This is a genomic window from Amycolatopsis sp. DSM 110486, assembly GCF_019468465.1.
Lineage (GTDB): Bacteria > Actinomycetota > Actinomycetes > Mycobacteriales > Pseudonocardiaceae > Amycolatopsis.
Window position 1 is genome coordinate 4,368,765 of record NZ_CP080519.1, and the last position, 19,512, is coordinate 4,388,276.

The following is a 19,512-nucleotide window of genomic DNA, read 5'->3' on the forward strand; positions in this document are numbered from 1 at the left end:
GCCATGGGCCTCGAAGAGAAACTCCCCAACGGCATCCTGCTGGCCAGCCTCGAGGGCCTGGTCAACTGGGCGCGCAAGAACTCGCTGTGGCCCGCCACCTTCGGGCTCGCGTGCTGCGCGATCGAGATGATGACCGTCGGCGGTTCCCGCTACGACATCGCGCGCTTCGGCATGGAGCGCTTCTCCGCCACCCCGCGCCAGGCCGACCTGATGATCGTGGCCGGCCGCGTGACGCAGAAGATGGCGCCCGTCCTGCGCCAGATCTACGACCAGATGGCCGAGCCGCGCTGGGTGCTCGCGATGGGCGTCTGCGCCTCGTCGGGCGGCATGTTCAACAACTACGCCGTGGTGCAGGGCGTCGACCACGTGGTGCCGGTCGACATGTACCTCCCCGGCTGCCCGCCGCGCCCCGAGATGCTGCTCGACGCGATCCTCAAGCTGCACGCCAAGATCCAGGACGAGCCGATCAACGCCCGCCGCGCCGCCATCCGCGCGGCCAGCGGCGCGCGCACCGAGCTGATCGCCTCGTCGATCAAGTACGCGAAGAAGTGAGCCCGGTGCCCGACAACCCCGAGACCCCCGAAACTCCGCAGACGCCCGAGACCGGCGGCGTGCAGTCCAGCGCCGAGCGGCCCGAAGCCGGCCTCGAGCCGCAGGGCACCACGCCCGCGGCTCCGGTGGAGCCCGTCGTCGCCGGCCGCGCCCGCAAGGGCATGTTCGGCGTCACCGGCAGCGGTGACACCTCCGGTTACGGCGGCGTGCGCCTGCCCGCCTACAGCCCGCCCCCGGCCGAGCGCCCGTACGGCGGCTGGTTCGACGAGTTCGCCGACGAGTTCTACGCGGCCTTGGCGGACAACAAGGTTCCGGCCGCGGCGGTTCTGCAGACCACGGTCCACCGCGACGAAATCACCTTCTACGTCGACCGCGAGCACCTCCTGGAAGTCGCCCGCGTGCTGCGCGACGACACCGGCCTGCGCTTCGAGCTGCTGAGCTCGGTGTCCGGCGTGGACTACGGCGTGGACGTGCCTCAGCGCCTGCACTCCGTGTACCACTTCACGTCGATGACCTACCGGCGCCGCATCCGCGTCGAGGTCACCCTCGACGTGGACGACGCGCACGTGCCCTCGCTCGTCGGGCTCTACCCGACGGCCGACTGGCAGGAGCGCGAGACCTGGGACATGTTCGGCATCGTCTACGACGGACACCCGGCGCTGACCCGCATCCTCATGCCGGACGACTGGGACGGCCACCCCCAGCGCAAGGACTACCCGCTCGGCGGGATCCCGGTCGAATACAAGGGCGCGGAAATCCCGCCGCCGGACCAGCGGAGGTCGTACTCGTGACTACCAGCGAGAACATGTCCGAGATCATCGACGGCGAAGAAGAAGCCTTCGAGTACGCCGACTCGCGCGACACCACCGAAGGCCGCGTCTACACGGTCTCCGGCGGCGACTGGGACGACGTCGTCTCCGACGCGCAGCACGACGAGCGCATGGTCATCAACATGGGCCCGCAGCACCCGTCGACGCACGGCGTGCTCCGGCTCGTGCTGGAGATGGAGGGCGAGACCGTCACGCAGCTGCGGTCGGTCATCGGCTACCTCCACACCGGCATCGAGAAGAACTGCGAATACCGCACCTGGACCCAGGGCGTCACGTTCGTGACTCGCATGGACTACCTCGCGCCGCTGTCCACGGAGATGGCCTACTGCCTCGGCGTGGAGAAGCTGCTGGGCATCAAGGCCCCGCCGCGCGCGGAGCTGCTGCGCGTGATGCTGCTGGAGATCAACCGCATCGGCTCGCACCTGGTCTACATCGCCACCGGCGGCATGGAGCTCGGCGCCACCACGGCGATGACGCTCGGCTTCCGCGAGCGCGAAGAGGTCCTGCACCTGCTGGAGCATCTGACCGGGCTGCGCATGAACCACGCGTTCATCCGCCCCGGCGGCCTCGCGCAGGACATGCCGGACGACTTCCAGGAGAAGGTCTCCGCGTTCTGCAAGGTGATGGACAGCCGTCTTCCCTTGTACGACAAGCTCTTCACCGGCCAGCCGATCTGGCGCAACCGGCTCAAGGGCGTGGGTGTCCTGCCGGTCGACGCGTGCCTCGCGCTCGGCGTCACCGGCCCGATCCTGCGTTCCGCGGGCCTGCCGTGGGACCTGCGCAAGACCGAGCCCTACTCGCGCTACGACGAGATCGAGTTCGACGTCCCCACCTCGACCGACGCCGACTGCTGGGCGCGGTACCTCATCCGTGTCGAGGAGATGCACCAGAGCCTGCGGATCATCAAGCAGGTCCAGAAGATGCTCGAACCGGGCCCGGTCATGGTCGAGGACAAGAAGGTCGCGTGGCCCGCGCAGCTCTCGATCGGCAGCGACGGCATGGGCAACTCGCTCGAGCACGTCAAGAAGATCATGGGCCAGTCGATGGAGTCGCTGATCCACCACTTCAAGCTCGTCACCGAGGGCTTCCACGTGCCGCCGGGCCAGGTGTACTCGCCGGTCGAGTCGCCGCGCGGTGAGCTCGCGGCGCACCTGGTGTCCGACGGCGGCACCCGGCCGCTGCGCGTGCACGTGCGCGAACCGAGTTTCGTGAACCTGCAGTCGATGCCCGCGATGGCCGAGGGCGGGCTGGTGGCCGACGTGATCGCAGCGGTCGCGTCGATCGACCCGGTGATGGGGGGAGTGGACCGATGACGTACTCGACGGCAGTTCCGGAGCCGGGGCCGCACAACGCGAAGACGACGCACGCCGCGGCGGGCGCCGACACCGACGTGGTCGCCATCGCACCCGACCCGGTCGCGGCCGAAGGCATCCTGGCCGACAACCCGGCCGTGGACGTGTTCGAAGAGGACACCCACACGCGGGCGAAGGAGATCATCGCCCGCTACCCGGTGGCGCGCTCGGCGCTGCTGCCGATGCTGCACCTCGTGCAGTCGGTGCAGGGGTACGTCAGCCAGGAAGGAATTTCCTTCTGCGCCAAGCACCTCGACCTCTCCGACGCGGAGGTCAGCGCGGTCGCGACGTTCTACACCATGTACAAGCGCCGCCCCTGCGGTGAACACCTGGTGAGCGTCTGCACCAACACGCTGTGCGCGGCGATGGGCGGCGAGGCGATCTACAAGAAGCTCCAGACGCACCTCGGTTCCGACGACGCGCCGCTGGGCCAGGAGGAGACGGCGGGCACGCCGAACGAGCCCGGCTCGATCACGCTGGAGCACGCCGAGTGCCTCGCGGCCTGCGACCTCGCGCCGGTCATCCAGGTCAACTACGAGTACTTCGACAACCAGACGCCGGAGAAGGCGGTGGCGCTGGTCGACGCGCTGCAGGCGGGCAAGAAGCCGGCCCCCACGCGCGGCGCGCCGCTCACGGACTTCAAGGGCGCCGAACTGCAGCTGGCCGGGTTCTTCCCGGAGGACGAACAGACTTACCGCGGGGACGTCGACGGGCCGTCGCAGGCCGTCGAAACCCTGCGCGGGGCCCAGATCGCGGCCGAGCGCGGCTGGACCGCGCCGGCGACGAAGGACGTTCCGCTGCCTGAGTTGGAGAAGAAGTAATGCCCGATCCCATTACTCCGGTCCTCACGAAGCGCTGGCTGTCGCCGAACTCCTGGCGCATCGAAACCTACGAGCAGCTCGAGGGCTACACGGCCGCGCGCAAGGCGCTCGCCGGCACGCCCGAGCAGCTGGTGCAGGTCGTGAAGGACTCCGGCCTGCGCGGCCGCGGTGGCGCGGGGTTCCCGGCCGGCGTGAAGTGGTCGTTCATGCCGCCGAACTTCGACAAGCCGCACTACCTGGTGATCAACGCCGACGAGGGCGAGCCGGGCACGTGCAAGGACATCCCGCTGATGATGGCCGACCCGCACTCGCTCATCGAGGGCTGCATCATCGCCTCGTACGCGATGCGGTCGAACCACTGCTTCATCTACGTGCGCGGTGAGGCCCTGCACTGCATCCGCCGGCTCAACGCGGCCGCGCGCGAGGCGTACGCGAAGGGCTACCTCGGCAAGAACATCTTCGGCACCGGTTACGACCTGGAGCTGACCGTGCACGCCGGCGCCGGCGCGTACATCTGCGGCGAGGAGACGGCGCTGCTCGACTCGCTGGAAGGCCGTCGCGGCCAGCCCCGCCTGAAGCCGCCGTTCCCCGCGGCCGCCGGCCTCTACGCCGCGCCGACCACGGTGAACAACGTCGAGACCATCGCGAGCGCGCCGTTCATCATCAACGCGGGATCCGACTGGTTCCGCGAGATGGGCCGCGAGAAGTCGCCCGGCCCGAAGATCTACTCGATCTCCGGCCACGTCGAGAAGCCCGGCCAGTACGAGTGCCCGCTCGGCACCACGCTGCGCGAGCTGCTCGAGCTCGCGGGCGGCATGAAGGACGGCATCCCGCTGAAGTTCTGGACGCCGGGTGGCTCGTCCACGCCGATGTTCACCGCCGAGCACCTCGACGTGCCGCTCGACTTCGAGGGCGCGGCCGAGGCCGGCTCGATGCTCGGCACCACGGCGGTGCAAGTCTTCAACGAGACCGTGTCCGTGCCGTGGGCCGTGATGAAGTGGACCGAGTTCTACGAGCACGAGTCCTGCGGAAAGTGCACCCCGTGCCGCGAAGGCACGTACTGGCTCGCGCAGATCCTGGAGCGCATGGTCGAAGGCCACGGCACCGCCGAGGACATCGACACGCTGCTGGACGTCTGCGACAACATCCTCGGCCGCTCGTTCTGCGCCCTGGGTGACGGCGCGGTGTCGCCGATCCAGAGCGGGATTAAGTACTTCCGCGAGGAGTTCCTCGCGCTGTGCGAAAAGAACAAGGCCGCCCAGCCCGAATTGGTGGGAGCTCAGGCATGACGATCGCGCCCGACAAGCCCGCGACCACGGAGACCCCGGTCCCCGAAGGTCACGTGAAGCTGACCATTGATGGTGAAGAGGTCATCGCGCCCAAGGGCGAGCTGCTGATCCGCACCGCCGAGCGGCTCGGCACGGTCATCCCGCGCTTCTGCGACCACCCGCTGCTCGACCCGGCCGGCGCCTGCCGCCAGTGCCTCGTCGAGGTGGAGATGGGCGGCCGGCCGATGCCGAAGCCGCAGGCCTCGTGCACGATGACGGTCGCCGACGGCATGGTCGTGAAGACGCAGCTCACCTCCGGCGTCGCCGACAAGGCGCAGCAGGGCGTGATGGAGCTGCTGCTCATCAACCACCCGCTCGACTGCCCGATCTGCGACAAGGGCGGTGAGTGCCCGCTGCAGAACCAGGCGCTGGCCCACGGCCGTACCGAGTCGCGGTTCGTCGACACCAAGCGCACGTTCCCGAAGCCGCTGCCGATTTCGTCGCAGGTGCTGCTGGACCGTGAACGCTGCGTGCTCTGCCAGCGCTGCACGCGGTTCTCGGCGCAGATCGCGGGCGACCCGTTCATCGAACTGCTCGAACGCGGCGCGCACCAGCAGATCGGCACCGCCGAGACGGCCGACGTGCTGGACCTGGCCTCCCGCACCACGAGCGGCCAGCCGTTCCAGAGCTACTTCTCGGGCAACGTCATCCAGATCTGCCCGGTCGGCGCGCTCACGAGCGCCGCGTACCGGTTCCGGTCCCGCCCGTTCGACCTGGTGTCCTCGCCGAGCGTGTGCGAGCACTGCTCCTCGGGCTGCGCGGAGCGCACCGACTTCCGCCGCGGCAAGGTGCAGCGCAAGCTCGCGGGCGACGACCCCGAGGTCAACGAAGAGTGGCTGTGCGACAAGGGCCGCTTCGGGTTCCGCTACGTCCAGGCCGACGACCGCATCCGCCGCCCGCTGGTCCGAAACGAGGCCGGCGTGCTGGAGGAAGCCTCCTGGACCGACGCGCTGCGCACCGCGGCCGAGGGCCTCACCAAGGCCCGTGACGGCAAGGGCGTCGGCGTGCTCACCGGTGGCCGGCTGACCGTCGAGGACGCCTACGCGTACTCGAAGTTCGCCAGGCTCGCCTTGCGCACCAACGACATCGACTTCCGCGCTCGCGCGCACTCGGCCGAGGAGCTGGCGTTCCTCACCTCGTCGGTCGTGGCCACCACGCCGGAGACCGGCGTGACCTTCGGCGAGATCGAGCAGGCCCGCACGGTCCTGTGCGTGGCCTTCGAGCCGGAGGACGAGGCACCGATCGTGTTCCTGCGGCTGCGCAAGGCAGCCCGCAAGAACCGCACCCGCGTCGTCCACTTGGGACAGTGGACCACCTCGTCGGTGCGCAAGACCTTCGGTGAGCTGCTCGCCTGCGTGCCGGGTGGGGAAGCCGCCGCGGTCGACGGCATCGCGCAGCACGCGCCGGACCTCGACTCCGCCCTGGCCGGTGGTGGCGCGGTGATCCTCGTCGGCGAGCGCGCCGCCGAGGTCCCCGGCCTGTTCTCCTCGCTGCAGGCGCTGGTCCTGCGCACGGGCGCGCGGCTCGCGTGGATCCCGCGCCGAGCCGGTGAACGCGGTGCGCTGGCCGCCGGCTGCGTGCCGACGCTGCTGCCGGGCGGTCGCTCGGTCACCGACGCCGCAGCTCGCGCCGAGGTCGAAAAGCGCTGGGGCGCCGAGCTTCCCACCGCGGCGGGCCGCGACACCACAGGCATCCTGGAAGCCGCTTCGGGCGGTGACCTCGACGGCCTGGTCGTCGGCGGGCTCGACCCCAACGACCTGCCCGACCCGGACCTGGCCCGGCGTGCGCTCGACAACGCGGGCTTCGTGGTCAGCCTGGAGCTGCGGGCGAGCGAGGTCACCGAACGGGCGGACGTGGTCCTGCCGATCGCGCCGTCGGTCGAGAAGGCGGGCAGCTACCTCAACTGGGAGGGCCGCCGCCGCGAGTTCGACATCACGGTCGAAGGCACCGGGTCTCTCTCTGACGGCCGGGTGCTCGACACTCTCGCCGTCGAGATGGACGTGGACCTGTTCACGCAGACGCCGGCCGCCGCGGCGGGCGACTTCGCCAAGCTCGGCCAGGGCACGACGAACTGGGGCCACATCGCCACCGCGGCGCAGGCCGCGCCGGTGCCGGGCGCCGGCCAGGCCGTGCTCGCCACCTGGCGGCAGCTGATCGACAACGGCTCGCTGCAGGACGACGAACCGCACCTCAAAGGCACGCAGCGCAAGCCCGTGGCCCGGCTCTCGGCGAAGACCGCCGAAGGCCTCGGCGTCGTGGTCCGCGTGTCCACCGAGCGCGGCTCGATCACGCTGCCCGTCGAGGTCGCCGACCTGCCCGACGGGGTCGTGTGGCTCCCGGGCAACTCCGACGGCTCCGCCGTCCGCGCCGCACTGGCCGCGGGTCACGGCGCGCTGGTGCAGATCTCCGGAGGTGAACAGTGAGCCCGCAGCTCATGCCGTTCCTGGCGCAGATGCCGGATGCCGCCGAGCGGGCCCGCCTGCTCGCGGACGACCCGTGGTGGCTGGTCCTGTTCAAGGCGGTCATCATCCTGCTGATCGGCCCGATCCTCACGATCTTCCTGATCGTGTGGGAGCGCAAGGCGGTCGGCCGGATGCAGAACCGCCCCGGCCCGAACCGGGTCGGTCCCAATGGATATCTGCAGTCGCTGGCCGACGCGATCAAGCTCCCGTTCAAGGAGCAGATCATCCCGGACACCGCCGACCGCAAGGTGTACTTCCTCGCGCCGGTGCTCGCCGCCGTCCCCGCGCTGATCGCCCTGTCGGCCATCCCGTTCGGCCCGGTGGTGTCGATCTTCGGCCAGACGACCACGTTGCAGCTGATGGACCTGCCGGTGGGCGTGCTGGTGATCCTCGCGTGCTCGTCGATCGGCGTGTACGGCATCGTCCTTGCCGGCTGGTCCTCGGGCTCGCCGTACCCGCTGCTCGGTGGTCTGCGCTCGGCGGCGCAGGTGATCTCCTACGAGATCGCGATGGGCCTCTCGATCGTCGCGGTGATCCTCTACTCCGGTTCGCTGCAGACGTCGGAGATCGTGGCGCAGCAGGCCCACGGCTGGTACTTCTACATGCTGATCCCGAGCTTCGTGATCTACCTGATCTCGATGGTCGGTGAGACGAACCGCGCGCCGTTCGACCTCCCCGAGGCCGAGTCGGAACTGGTCGGCGGTTTCCACACCGAGTACAGCTCGATGAAGTTCGCGATGTTCTTCCTCGCCGAGTACGTGAACATGGTGATCGTCTCGGCGTTCTGCACCACGCTGTTCCTCGGCGGCTGGCGGTTCCCGTTCGTCGGCGACGATTCGCCGCTGAACCAGAACTGGTGGCCGATGCTCTGGTTCTTCGCGAAGCTGTTCGTGCTGCTGTTCTGCTTCATCTGGCTGCGCGGCACGCTGCCGCGGCTGCGTTACGACCAGTTCATGCGCCTGGGCTGGAAGGTCCTGGTGCCGATCAACCTGGTCTGGATCCTCGTGGTCGTCGCGATCAAGACCATCCAGTGGAGCTGGCCGCAGATCCTCGTCGGCGTCGGCATCGTGCTGGTGGTGCTCGTGCTGATCAGCCTGGCGGTGCCGAACAAGAAGCTGCCGGAAGGCGACTACGTCGACCTCACGGGCGGCGGGTTCCCCGTGCCCCCGCTGGACCTGAAGGTTCCCGAGAGCACTCCGCGCCAGAAGGCGCTGGCCAAGGCGGAGGCGAGGGCGGCCCGGCGCAAGCCGGCGGCCGTCGGCACCGCAGCACAGGAAGGGGCAGAAGATGGGGGCAACTGACTTCCTCAATCCCATCAAGGGTTTCGGCGTCACCTTCGCGATGATGTTCAAGAAGGTCGCCACTGAGGAGTACCCGGAGGCCGGTGCCCCGGCCGCGCCGCGGTACCACGGTCGCCACCAGCTCAACCGCCACCCGGACGGGCTGGAGAAGTGCGTCGGCTGCGAGCTGTGCGCCTGGGCCTGCCCGGCCGACGCGATCTTCGTCGAAGGCGGCAACAACACCGAGGAGGAGCGCTTCTCCCCGGGTGAGCGGTACGGCGCGGACTACCAGATCAACTACCTGCGCTGCATCGGCTGCGGGTTGTGCATCGAGGCCTGCCCCACGCGGTCCCTGACGATGATCAACTTCTACGAGCTCGCCGACGACGACCGTCAGCGGCTCATCTACACCAAGGAAGACCTGCTCGCCCCGCTGCTGCCCGGCATGGAGCAGCCGCCGCACCCGATGCGTCTGGGCGACAACGAGCAGGACTACTACGTGAACGGTCCTGAGCTGGCGAAGGCGCAGCAGCAGGAGGCCAAGCAATGATCGCGGCAGTTCTCGCGCAGGCGCCCGCCGCCGCGTCGACCTCGGTGTCGGTGGGCGAGGCGATCGCGTTCTGGATCCTCGGCCCGCTCTCGCTGCTCGGCGCGCTCGGGATGATCTTCTCGCGCAACGCCGTGCACTCGGCCCTGTGGCTGGTGCTCACGATGCTGAGCCTGGGCGCGCTCTACATGACGCAGTCGGCGCCGTTCCTCGGGTTCACGCAGATCATCGTCTACACCGGCGCGATCATGATGCTGTTCCTGTTCGTGCTGATGCTGGTCGGCCGCGAGAGTTCCGACTCCGTGGTCGAGGTGCTGCGCGGACAGCGGTTCATGGCCACGGTGCTCGGCATCGGGCTCGCCGCGCTGATCGCCGCCGGCGTGTTCCGCTCGATGGTGAACGTGACTCCGGCCCCGGCACTCGATCCGTACGCCGCCAACGGCGGTGGCGCGGGCGGCCTCGGGCGGATCATCTTCACGCAGTACCTGTTCCCGTTCGAGCTCACGTCGGCGCTGCTCATCACCGCCGCGCTCGGCGCGATGGTGCTGGCGTTCACCGACCGCCACAAGAAGGGCGGCAAGGTCCCGCAGCGCGAGCTCGTGAAGCTGCGCTTCCGCGGCGAGCACGACCGCCCGTCGCCGCTGCCCGGCCCGGGTGTGTTCGCCACGGCCAACTCCGTCGCCGTGCCGGCCCTGCTGCCCGACGGTTCGATCGCGCCGGAATCGCTCTCGGCGATCATCGAATCCACCTCGGCGCTGCAGCTCATGCGCGAGCGCAAGCTCATCGCCGACGAGGGCCCCAAGCCCGATGCCCACGCGCTGGTCGGCGGCGACAGCGTTGCCGCGGGCACCGACGAAGAAGGGGAAGGAAAGTGACCCCGAGCTACTACCTGCTGCTGTCGGCGTTGCTGTTTTCCATCGGCGCCGTGGGCGTCCTGGTCCGCCGCAACGCGATCGTCGTGTTCATGTGCATCGAGCTGATGCTCAACGCGGTGAACCTCAGCCTGGTCACGTTCGCCCGCATCAACGGCGGGCTCGACGGCCAGGTGATGGCGTTCTTCGTGATGGTCGTGGCCGCCGCCGAAGTCGTGGTCGGCCTGGCGATCATCATGTCGATCTTCCGCACCCGGCGCTCGGCCTCGGTCGACGACACCAACCTGCTGAAGTACTGAGAGGGCTAGTGTGACCGCATCATCGTGGCTGCTGGTGGCCCTTCCGGCCCTCGGAGCCCTGATCCTCCTGCTTTCCGGGAAACGGGCGAAGGCCTGGGGGCATCTGCTCGGCACCGCCACCGTCGCCCTGGCGTTTGTCTACGCAGTGATCCTTTTCTTCTCGACGGCGGGCAACGCGACCGAGAACATCAACCTGTACTCGTGGATTCCGGCGGGTCAGCTCCAGGTGGACTTCGGGCTGCGCATCGACGCGCTGTCGCTGACGTTCGTCCTGCTGATCACCGGCGTCGGCATGCTGATCCACTTCTACTCGATCGGCTACATGGCCGACGACGAGGGCCGATACCGCTTCTTCGCGTACCTGAACTTGTTCGTCGCCTCGATGCTGATCCTGGTACTGGGCAACAGCTTTGTGACGCTGTACCTCGGCTGGGAAGGCGTGGGTCTCGCGTCGTACCTGCTCATCGGCTGGTACCAGAACCGCCCGTCCGCGGCCACCGCCGCGAAGAAGGCGTTCCTGATGAACCGCGTCGGTGACGTCGGGCTCGCGCTGGCGATTTTCCTGATGTTCAAGTACACCGGCTCCACCGGGTACACCCAGGTCTTCGACGGCCTCACCAACGGGCAGATCCCGCCGGCCGCGATCACCGCGATCGCAATCCTGCTGCTGCTCGGCGCCTGCGGTAAGTCGGGCCAGTTCCCGCTGCAGGCCTGGCTCCCGGACGCGATGGAGGGCCCGACCCCGGTTTCGGCCCTGATCCACGCGGCAACGATGGTCACCGCGGGCGTCTACCTCGTCGCCCGCTCCAACGTGATCTTCTCCGCGACGCCGGACGGCCGGCTGGTCGTCACGCTCGTCGGCGCGGTCACGCTGCTGATCGGGTGCATCGTCGGCTGTGCCTACGACGACATCAAGAAGGTGCTCGCCTACTCCACCGTCAGCCAGATCGGCTACATGATGCTGGCGGTCGGCCTCGGGCCGGGCATCTACGCGCTGGGCATCATGCACCTCGTGGCCCACGGCTTCTTCAAGGCCGGGCTCTTCCTCGGGGCCGGTTCGGTCATGCACGGCATGAACGACGAGGTCGACATGCGCAAGTTCGGCGGCCTGGCCAAGAAGATGCCGATCACGTTCGTCACCTTCGGCCTCGGGTACCTCGCGCTGATCGGCTTCCCGTTCCTCGCGGGCTACTACACCAAGGACGCGATCATCGAAGCCGCGTTCGGCCAGGAAGGCTGGCGCGGCTGGGTGTTCGGCCTCGCCGGCATCATCGGCGCCGGGCTCACCGCGTTCTACATGACGCGCCTGATGATGATGACCTTCTTCGGCAAGTCGCGCTGGAAGGAGATCAAGAGCTCCGACGGGCGCGACTTCCACCCGCACGAGTCCAAGCCGATCATGTGGATCCCGATGGCGATCCTGGCGATCGGGTCGGTCGGCTCCGGTGCGTTCTTCGCGATCGGCGACCGGTTCGAGAACTGGCTGGCCCCGACCGTCGGCGAGTTCCACGAGGCCGAGCACGCCCCGATCTCGGCCGACGCGATCCCGTGGCTCACCATCGCGCTCGCCCTGATCGGCGCGCTCCTCGCGGTCTGGATCTTCCGGCCCGGCCGGGACATCCCGGTCGAGCGCCCGCAGCGCGTCTCCTGGGTCGTCCGGGCGGCTCGCAAGGACCTGTACGGCAACGCCCTCAACGAGACGCTGGTCGCCCGCCCGGGCACCTGGCTCGCGCGGGCGCTGGTGTACGTCGACAACCGCGGGGTCGACGGGGCGGTCAACGGCCTCGCCGCGGCCCTCGGCGGCGGGTCCGGCCGGCTGAGGCGCATGCAGACCGGGTTCGTCCGGTCGTACGCGCTGTCCATGCTCGGCGGCACGTTCCTGCTTCTGGCGGCCCTTCTGCTGGTGAGGTTCTCCTGACATGACTTGGCTCCTGGCGCTCATCCTGCTGCCGCTGGTCGGCTCGCTGGTGCTGGCGTTCCTCAAGGGGAACGACCGGGCCGCGATCGCGACCGCGCTCGTCGTGTCCATTGTGGAGTTCCTGCTGATCATCCCGTTCTGGGCGAGCTACTCGCCGTCCGGAGCGCGGATCCAGCAGGCGACCTCGATGGACTGGATCCCGACCTTCGGCATCCACATCTCGTTCGGCACCGACGGCATCTCGCTGATCATGATCGCGGTGATCGCCCTGCTGGTGCCGATCGTCGTGGGCGCGCTCGGGCTCACCGACAAGCTCCCGGCCGGCCGCACCGCCGGTGGGTTCCTGTCGCTGATCCTGCTGCAGGAGGCGATCACGATCGGCGTCTTCGCGGCGACCGACGTGTTCCTCTTCTACGTGCTGTTCGAGATCATGCTGATCCCGATGTACTTCCTGATCGGCGGTTACGGCGGCGCGAACCGGCAGTACGCGGCCGTGAAGTTCTTCCTGTACTCGTTCCTCGGCGGCCTGATCATGCTGGCCTCGGCGATCGGCGCGTACTCGCTGGCGTCGGACAAGCTCGGCAAGGGCACGTTCGACTGGGCCACGCTGGTCACGGTCGTGCGCGACGCCCCGACGGGCACGCAGATCTGGCTGTTCCTCGGCTTCTTCCTCGCGTTCGCGATCAAGGCGCCGCTGGTGCCGTTCCACACCTGGCTACCGGACGCCGCGAGCCAGGCTCCGATCGGCGTCGCGGTGCTGCTGGTGGGTGTGCTGGACAAGGTCGGCACGTTCGGCTTCCTGCGCTACTGCCTGCCGATGTTCCCCGAGGCGAGCAAGGCGCTGGCGCCACTGGTGCTGGTGCTCTCGGTGATCGGCGTGATCTACGGCTCGATCCTCGCGGCCGGGCAGAGCGACATGAAGCGGTTCATCGCCTACGTCTCGATCGCCCACTTCGGGTTCATCTCGCTGGGCATCTTCGCCTTCAACGAGCAGGCCATGATCGGCTCCGTGTCGTACATGCTGAACCACAGCCTCTCGACCGGGATGCTCATCGTGGTGATCGGCCTGATCGTGATGCGCGGTGGGTCCACGCGGATCTCCGACTACGGCGGGATGGCGAAGGTGACCCCGCTGCTCGGCGGGATGCTGCTGATCGCCGGTCTGTCCGCGCTGTCGCTGCCGGGCACCAACTCGTTCGTGAGCGAGTTCCTGGTGCTCATCGGCTCGTTCGTGACGCAGCCGGTGTACACGATCATCGCGACGGTCGGCATGGTGCTCGCCGCGGCCTACGTGCTGTGGCTCTACCAGCGGATCATGCAGGGCCCGGTGCGCGGTGACGCGCTCATCGGCGTGGGCGGCGGCCCGGGCACGGCCATGGCGCCGGAGCTCGGGGCCAAGAAGGCCATCAAGGACCTCGGCGGGCGGGAGATCGCGATCCTGGCCCCGATGGTCATCCTGATCATCGGCCTGGGTTTCTACCCCAAGCCGGTGCTCGACACGATCACCCCGTCGGTGCAGGCGACGCTGTCTGCCGTGCAGGGAGGCAAGTAAACCGTGCTCGACAGTCTCATTGGGCCTGGTCTCTCCCAGGCTCCGTCGGCCCAGGTGGCGACACCTTCGGTCGACTACGCGGCCGTGCTGCCGTTGCTGATCATCTTCGGCGTCGCGTGCGTCAGCGTGCTGGTGGAGGCGTTCGCGCCGAAGGCTTCCCGCTGGTACGCGCAGGTCTTCGTGACCGTGATCGCGATCCTCGCGTCCGGGGTCTCGCTGATCATGTACGCCACCCGGACGGCGCCGAAGGCGGGCGTGACCACGTTCGCCGGCGCGATCTCGGTGGACCAGCCGTCGCTGTTCCTCTGGGGCACGCTGCTCCTGCTGGGACTCGGCGCGGTGTTCCTCATCGCAGACCGCAAGGTGGAGCCCGGTGGCGCGTTCGTGGCGCAGGCCGCGATCAGCCCCGGCACCGTGCAGGACCGCGCGCAGGTCGCCTCCGCGACGACGTCGCAGACCGAGGTCTTCCCGCTCACGCTCTTCGCGCTCGGCGGCATGATGGCCTTCACCGCGGCCAACGACCTGCTCACGATGTTCATCGCGCTCGAGGTGCTGAGCCTCCCGCTGTACCTCATGTGCGGCCTGGCCCGGCGGCGCCGGCTCATCTCGCAGGAGTCGGCGGTCAAGTACTTCCTGCTCGGCGCGTTCTCCTCGGCGTTCTTCCTCTACGGCCTCGCGCTGCTCTACGGCTACGCGAACTCCGTGAAGCTCGCCGACATCGCCAACGCCGCCGCCGGCTCGGACCGTTCCGACACGCTGCTGTTCGCAGGCCTCGGTCTGCTGGTGGTGGGGCTGCTGTTCAAGGGCTCGGTCGGCCCGTTCCACACCTGGACGCCGGACGTCTACCAGGGCGCGCCGACTCCGGTCACGGCCTTCATGGCGGCGTGCACGAAGGTCGCCGCGTTCGGCGCCATCCTGCGCGTGCTGTCGGTCGCGTTCTCCTCCACGAGCTGGGAGTGGCGCGGGGTGCTGTGGGCCGTGGCGATCATCTCGATGGCGATCGGCGCGATCCTCGGCCTCACGCAGACCGACGTGAAGCGCATGATCGCGTACTCCTCGATCGCCCACGCGGGCTTCCTGCTCGTCGGTGCCATCGCGATGACCGAGGACGGCCTGTCGAGCACGCTGTTCTACCTGCTGGCCTACGGCTTCACGACGCTGGCGGCGTTCGGCGTGATCAGCCTGGTGCGCGACTCCAGCGGTGAGGCCACGCACCTGTCCGCATGGGCGGGGCTGGCGAAACGGTCGCCGGTGCTGGCCGGCGTGTTCACGTTCCTGCTGCTGGCGCTGGCCGGTATTCCGTTGACCAGTGGGTTCGTGGGCAAGTTCGTGGTGTTCTCCGCGGCCCTGTCCGACGGCATGGCTCCGCTGGTGGTGATCGCGCTCGTGTTCAGCGCGGTGGCCGCGTTCTTCTACCTGCGCGTGATCGTGCTGATGTACTTCTCCGAGCCGGCGGCCGACGGCCCGACCGTCGCCATCCCGGGCGGCTTCACCACGGCGGCCATCACCCTCGGCGTGGTGGTGACGCTGGTTCTCGGCCTGGTTCCCTCGTTCGCTCTCTCGTGGGCCAGCTCGGGCGGCTTCGCTTCGTAGGTTTTCTGAACCACGCCGCGAGATCGCGCCGGTTTCTTCCCTCCCGATGTGGTCGGCCCCCCGGGGCCGATCATGTCGGGAGGGAAGGAGCCGGCTCAAAGGCGATCTCGCCCGCGGCGGCGGAGCCGACGCCATGAACACAGCGGCCTTCGGCTTGTCCGGGCCGATAAGCTCAGGGCATGCACATCGAGCGGGTGCGGATCACGGACGTCCTGAGGTTCCGCGGTGCCCGCACGGTGGACCTGAAGCTGCCGGGGCCGGGCTGGACCGTGCTGGCCGGGCGCAACGGGTCGGGCAAGACGACGTTCCTGCGGGCGCTGGCGCAGGCGCTCGTGCAGCCGCCCTTCGCCGAGAGCCTGGTCGCCGAGGGCAGTTCCATCGACGTCGATGTGGTGGGCGAGGGGCCCGCGTTCTGCGCCGGCTACGGGCCGTTCCGGCGGCTGGCCGGGGGCGCGCCCGAGGCGCAGTCGTTGATGCGCGGGGAGTTCGCGCGCGTGGCGAGCCTGTTCAGCGAAGACGCTTCGCTCGCGGAAGGCGTGGCGTGGCTGATCAACCAGCACTTGCGCGCGCTGGAGGGCAAGGCGGGCGCGCAGGAGCTGAAGGACTCCGTGCTCACACTGCTGGGCGACGGCCTGCTGCCGGACGGCTACCGCGTGCGCGACGTCGACTCCGACGGCCTGTGGGTGTCCTACCGCGGCGACCGGTTCCCGCTGCGCGAGATGAGCGACGGCTACCGCACGGTGACGGCGCTGGTCGTCGACCTCGTGCGGCAGCTGGCGGACGCGGGGCTGGGGATCGACGCGTCCGGCGTGGTGCTGATCGACGAGGTCGACGCGCACCTGCACGTGTCGTGGCAGAAGCGCATCGGGCCGTGGCTGAAGGCGCACTTCCCGCGGATCCAGTTCGTGGTGAGCACGCACAGCCCCTACGTGTGCCAGGCCGCCGATCCGGGTGGCCTGATCCGCCTGCCGGGGCCGGACGAGCAGGAGCCGCCGCGCGTGGTGTCCGACGAGCTGTACCAGCGTGTGGTCTACGGCAGTGGCGACGACGCCGTGCTGTCGGACCTGTTCGGGCTCGACAGCCCGTACTCGCCGCGGGCCGTGGAGCTGCGCGAGCACCTGGCCGAGCTGGAGCTGCTCGTGGCCACGGGCCAGGCGGACGCCGACGGCCTGCGCGAATGGGAGCAGCTGCGCGACCGTCTGAGCAGCTCACCGCCCAGCCGCGTCGACGACGTCACGCGCCACTTCGACGAACGGTGATCGCGCTGCGCAGGGTGGCGCTGCCCGCTGCGGTTGCTCTCGAGTTGGTGCGACTTACCTCGCGGATTCCGTCTGGCGACAGCAAAACCGCGCGTCGCTTGTGGACTTCCGCGCGCGGGGCCCGCCGGTCGATCCGCACGCACCTGGCCGCGATGGCCTCGGGCCGCGGCTACTGCATGTACTGCGGTGACGGCTTGGGGTCCACTGTGGACCACTTCGAGCCGGTGGCTTTGGCGCCGCGGCGCGCGTTCGACTGGCTCAACCACCTGCTGGCGTGCGAGTACTGCAACAGCCACCACAAGCGCGACCGCTTCCCGCTCGACGCTTCGGGCCGGCCACTGCTGATCGACCCGACCGCCGAGGATCCGCTGGAGCACCTGTTCCTGGTGCTGTCCATCGGCACCTACCGCCCGCTGACCGACAAAGGCCGCGCGACGATCGAGATCTGCGGCCTCAACCGCCCCCTCTTGGAACGCGGCCGCGCCGCCGCCGTGGACCAGGTGGCCGCGCTGGTCGACCACTGGTGGAACGGCGACGCCGACACCCGCCGCCGCGCCATCTGGACCCTGCGCGACCAGCCCCACGCCGACGTCCTCCACGCCATGCTCCGCCAGGCCCTGCTGCCGGGCGCCCCGCGCATCTTCTCGGACGCCTCTCTGCTCGACCTGCTCCGCGATCCCGAGCTTCGGGCTGAACTGCTGGCTTGACACAGGGTTGCCGACCCACACGCGAGATCGCGCCGGTTGCTGGATTGAGTGATCCGATCGGCCCCCGGCCGGTCAGGTCACTCAATCCAGGAGCCGGCTCAAAGGCGATCTCGCACGCCTCGACGGAGTCGAGGCCAAATTACGGCGTGGGGGAGCACGAAGTGCGACCGACGACGACTGAGCCCGTAAGGCCGGATGCGGGCTGGAAGTCGATACGCAGCATGGTCAAGCTGATGCTGCCGTCGCCGGGCAACGTCTGGGTGTTGAAAACCGCGTTGGCCAGCACGGTCCCGCCCGACTTCGTGATGGGCTTCGTATAACCGGCGGGAACGGGGGAGGGCAGGCCGGTGATGCCGGCCAGGCCGCTGAACGTCCAATTGGCACTCGTCTGCCGCTGCACCGCGTCGCACGTGACCGTGTAGCTCGCGAGCCGGATGCGCGGGCCGCCGGCGCTGACCAGGGCCGAGAGCTCGAAGTTCTTGCCCGTGGCCGTCGACTTGGTGCTGGTGGTGTCGTTGTCGGGGTCGACCACCGTGGTCGTACAGGACGACGTGCCTCCGCCCCAGCTCAGGCCCGTCTTGCTGAGCGAGCCCGCCGACGCGCTCGTCGGCCCTTCGACCGCGCACGGCGCCAGCGACGGCACAATCACCGTGGTCGAGCCCTTGGTGAAGCTCGCCTCACCGAGGTCGGCCACACCCGCGGGCGTCTGCGCGTGGGCCACCCCGCCGGCCACCACGCTCCCCGCCATCACCACCGCCGCGACGAGCCCCGTCTTCACGTTCTTCAGCATGTCCTGACCTCCCTGCATTCAAGCCGCACGGACCGCGCCGGCGAACTCCCACTGAGTGAATATCCGCGCGCCCGTTTCGCCCGTTGCGCTGCCGGGCGTTGATCACTCGTCCGTGCCGGGGGATCAACCCGTTCGGGGCCCGGCCTTGACTTCTGGGACCGGGTTGCCCTCCGGTGTCATGTTCGTCACCGTTTCCCCTGGACAGCGGATAAACGGCGTACCAGGGGTAGCCACTACTCTGAAAGCCGGATAACCCGACCGGCGCATGAGAGAGCGGAGCCGACGTGTCTGTGTCTTCACCACCCCCGGGGGCGGGAGCCCCCGCTGCGCGGGATGGCGCCGTCGAGGACCTCCGCGCGACCGTCGGGCTGCAGATCGAGGACGAGACGCTGCTGAGGTCGATCGCCGGCGGGCTGGCGGACGTCGAGGCGATGCTGCGGGACGTCGTGAAGAGCGATGTGCAGGCGGTGCACGACGCGGCGTTGCACCTGGTCGAGGCGGGGGGCAAACGTTTCCGGCCCCTGTTCACGCTGCTGTCGGCGCAGTTCGGGCCGCGCCAGGATGACCACGTGCTCATCGCGGCCGCCGCGGTGGAGCTGGTGCACCTGGCGACGCTGTACCACGACGACGTGATGGACGAGGCGACCATGCGGCGCGGCGCGGAGAGCGTCAACGCGCGCTGGGACAACACCGTCGCGATCCTGACCGGCGACTTCCTCTTCGCCCACGCCTCGCGCCTGGTCGCCGACCTCGGGACGGACGCGGCGCGCATCATCGCCGAGACGTTCGGCGAGCTCGTGACCGGTCAGATGCGCGAGACGGTCGGCCCCGGCCCCGGTGACGACCCCGTGGAGCACTACCTCACTGTCATCGCGCAGAAGACCGGCTCGCTGATCGCGACGTCCGGGCGGTTCGGCGGCATGATGTCGGGCGCCCCCGAGGCGTACATCCAGGCGTTGCGCCGGTTCGGCGACATCATCGGCACGGCGTTCCAGATCTCCGACGACATCATCGACATCGCGTCGCCGTCCGACGAGCTGGGCAAGGCGCAGGGCACGGACCTGCGCGAAGGCGTGCGCACGCTGCCGATGCTCTACGCGCTGGCCGACCCGGACACCGACCCGCGGCTCGTGGAGCTGCTGGCCGGCCCGATCGCCGAGGACGAGGTGGTCGCCGAAGCCCTGGAGCTGCTGCGCCGCTCGAGTGGACTCGAACGCGCGCGCGTCACCCTTTCCGACTACGCTTCGCGGGCACGTGCCGAGCTCGCCGCGCTGCCCGCTTCCCCCGCGCGCGACGCTTGCGAGTCGGTCGCCGACTACCTGGTCGCGCGGACGCATTAAAAGGGGCAGA

At 69.2% G+C, this 19,512-nt stretch carries 17 protein-coding genes; 16 read left to right on the top strand and 1 reads right to left on the bottom strand.

Annotated features, from left to right (window positions below; translation table 11 throughout):
* Positions 1-3 precede the first annotated feature (3 nt).
* From K1T34_RS21305 to K1T34_RS21375, 15 genes are all read left to right on the top strand, one after another.
* On the top strand, positions 4-552 hold the full coding sequence (locus tag K1T34_RS21305) for an NADH-quinone oxidoreductase subunit B family protein (protein ID WP_220245978.1): 549 nt from the start codon (positions 4-6) through the stop codon (positions 550-552).
* Complete coding sequence (locus tag K1T34_RS21310) at positions 549-1,343, top strand: NADH-quinone oxidoreductase subunit C (RefSeq protein ID WP_370643755.1); 795 nt, start codon at positions 549-551, stop codon at positions 1,341-1,343. The genes K1T34_RS21305 and K1T34_RS21310 overlap by 4 nt, the downstream gene beginning before the upstream one ends.
* A gap of 14 nt (positions 1,344-1,357) precedes the next feature.
* Positions 1,358-2,695 carry an NADH-quinone oxidoreductase subunit D gene (locus K1T34_RS21315; RefSeq protein ID WP_220247328.1) on the top strand — a complete coding sequence of 446 codons (1,338 nt, stop codon included), beginning with the start codon at positions 1,358-1,360 and terminating at the stop codon, positions 2,693-2,695.
* Complete coding sequence (gene nuoE, locus K1T34_RS21320) at positions 2,692-3,555, top strand: NADH-quinone oxidoreductase subunit NuoE (RefSeq protein WP_220245980.1); 864 nt, start codon at positions 2,692-2,694, stop codon at positions 3,553-3,555. Before K1T34_RS21315 ends, nuoE begins: the two co-directional genes overlap by 4 nt.
* Complete coding sequence (gene nuoF / locus K1T34_RS21325) at positions 3,555-4,844, top strand: NADH-quinone oxidoreductase subunit NuoF (RefSeq protein WP_220245981.1); 1,290 nt, start codon at positions 3,555-3,557, stop codon at positions 4,842-4,844. The genes nuoE and nuoF overlap by 1 nt, the downstream gene beginning before the upstream one ends.
* Entirely contained in the window at positions 4,841-7,306 is a 2,466-nt protein-coding gene (locus tag K1T34_RS21330) for an NADH-quinone oxidoreductase subunit G (RefSeq protein ID WP_220245982.1), read from the top strand. The genes nuoF and K1T34_RS21330 overlap by 4 nt, the downstream gene beginning before the upstream one ends.
* A gap of 11 nt (positions 7,307-7,317) precedes the next feature.
* The gene (gene nuoH / locus K1T34_RS21335; protein ID WP_220247329.1) at positions 7,318-8,646 is read left to right on the top strand and encodes an NADH-quinone oxidoreductase subunit NuoH; all 1,329 of its coding nucleotides are present in this window, start codon (positions 7,318-7,320) and stop codon (positions 8,644-8,646) included.
* The gene (gene nuoI, locus K1T34_RS21340) at positions 8,633-9,175 is read left to right on the top strand and encodes an NADH-quinone oxidoreductase subunit NuoI (protein WP_220245983.1); all 543 of its coding nucleotides are present in this window, start codon (positions 8,633-8,635) and stop codon (positions 9,173-9,175) included. Before nuoH ends, nuoI begins: the two co-directional genes overlap by 14 nt.
* Positions 9,172-10,047, top strand: a complete 876-nt coding sequence (locus K1T34_RS21345; protein WP_220245984.1) for an NADH-quinone oxidoreductase subunit J — start codon at positions 9,172-9,174, stop codon at positions 10,045-10,047. The genes nuoI and K1T34_RS21345 overlap by 4 nt, the downstream gene beginning before the upstream one ends.
* A complete protein-coding gene (nuoK, locus tag K1T34_RS21350; RefSeq protein WP_220245985.1) occupies positions 10,044-10,343 on the top strand; it encodes an NADH-quinone oxidoreductase subunit NuoK in 300 nt (99 codons plus the stop codon). The genes K1T34_RS21345 and nuoK overlap by 4 nt, the downstream gene beginning before the upstream one ends.
* A gap of 10 nt (positions 10,344-10,353) precedes the next feature.
* Positions 10,354-12,261 (top strand): NADH-quinone oxidoreductase subunit L, encoded by a 1,908-nt coding sequence (gene nuoL, locus K1T34_RS21355; protein WP_220245986.1) that lies wholly within the window; start codon positions 10,354-10,356, stop codon positions 12,259-12,261.
* Position 12,262: 1 nt separating this feature from the next.
* Entirely contained in the window at positions 12,263-13,813 is a 1,551-nt protein-coding gene (locus K1T34_RS21360) for an NADH-quinone oxidoreductase subunit M (RefSeq protein ID WP_220245987.1), read from the top strand.
* An 18-nt stretch (positions 13,814-13,831) separates the two neighbouring features.
* A complete protein-coding gene (gene nuoN, locus K1T34_RS21365) occupies positions 13,832-15,406 on the top strand; it encodes an NADH-quinone oxidoreductase subunit NuoN (protein WP_220247330.1) in 1,575 nt (524 codons plus the stop codon).
* 179 nt (positions 15,407-15,585) lie between these two features.
* Positions 15,586-16,665, top strand: a complete 1,080-nt coding sequence (locus K1T34_RS21370; RefSeq protein ID WP_220245988.1) for an AAA family ATPase — start codon at positions 15,586-15,588, stop codon at positions 16,663-16,665.
* Positions 16,666-16,763: 98 nt separating this feature from the next.
* Positions 16,764-17,372 carry an HNH endonuclease gene (locus tag K1T34_RS21375; protein WP_255638629.1) on the top strand — a complete coding sequence of 203 codons (609 nt, stop codon included), beginning with the start codon at positions 16,764-16,766 and terminating at the stop codon, positions 17,370-17,372.
* A gap of 139 nt (positions 17,373-17,511) precedes the next feature.
* Here K1T34_RS21375 and K1T34_RS21380 read toward each other — a convergent pair whose 3' ends face one another.
* Complete coding sequence (locus K1T34_RS21380; RefSeq protein WP_220245990.1) at positions 17,512-18,162, bottom strand: hypothetical protein; 651 nt, start codon at positions 18,160-18,162, stop codon at positions 17,512-17,514.
* 290 nt (positions 18,163-18,452) lie between these two features.
* Between K1T34_RS21380 and K1T34_RS21385 the strand changes: the two genes are divergently transcribed.
* Positions 18,453-19,502 (top strand): polyprenyl synthetase family protein, encoded by a 1,050-nt coding sequence (locus K1T34_RS21385; protein WP_220245991.1) that lies wholly within the window; start codon positions 18,453-18,455, stop codon positions 19,500-19,502.
* Positions 19,503-19,512: the final 10 nt, after the last annotated feature.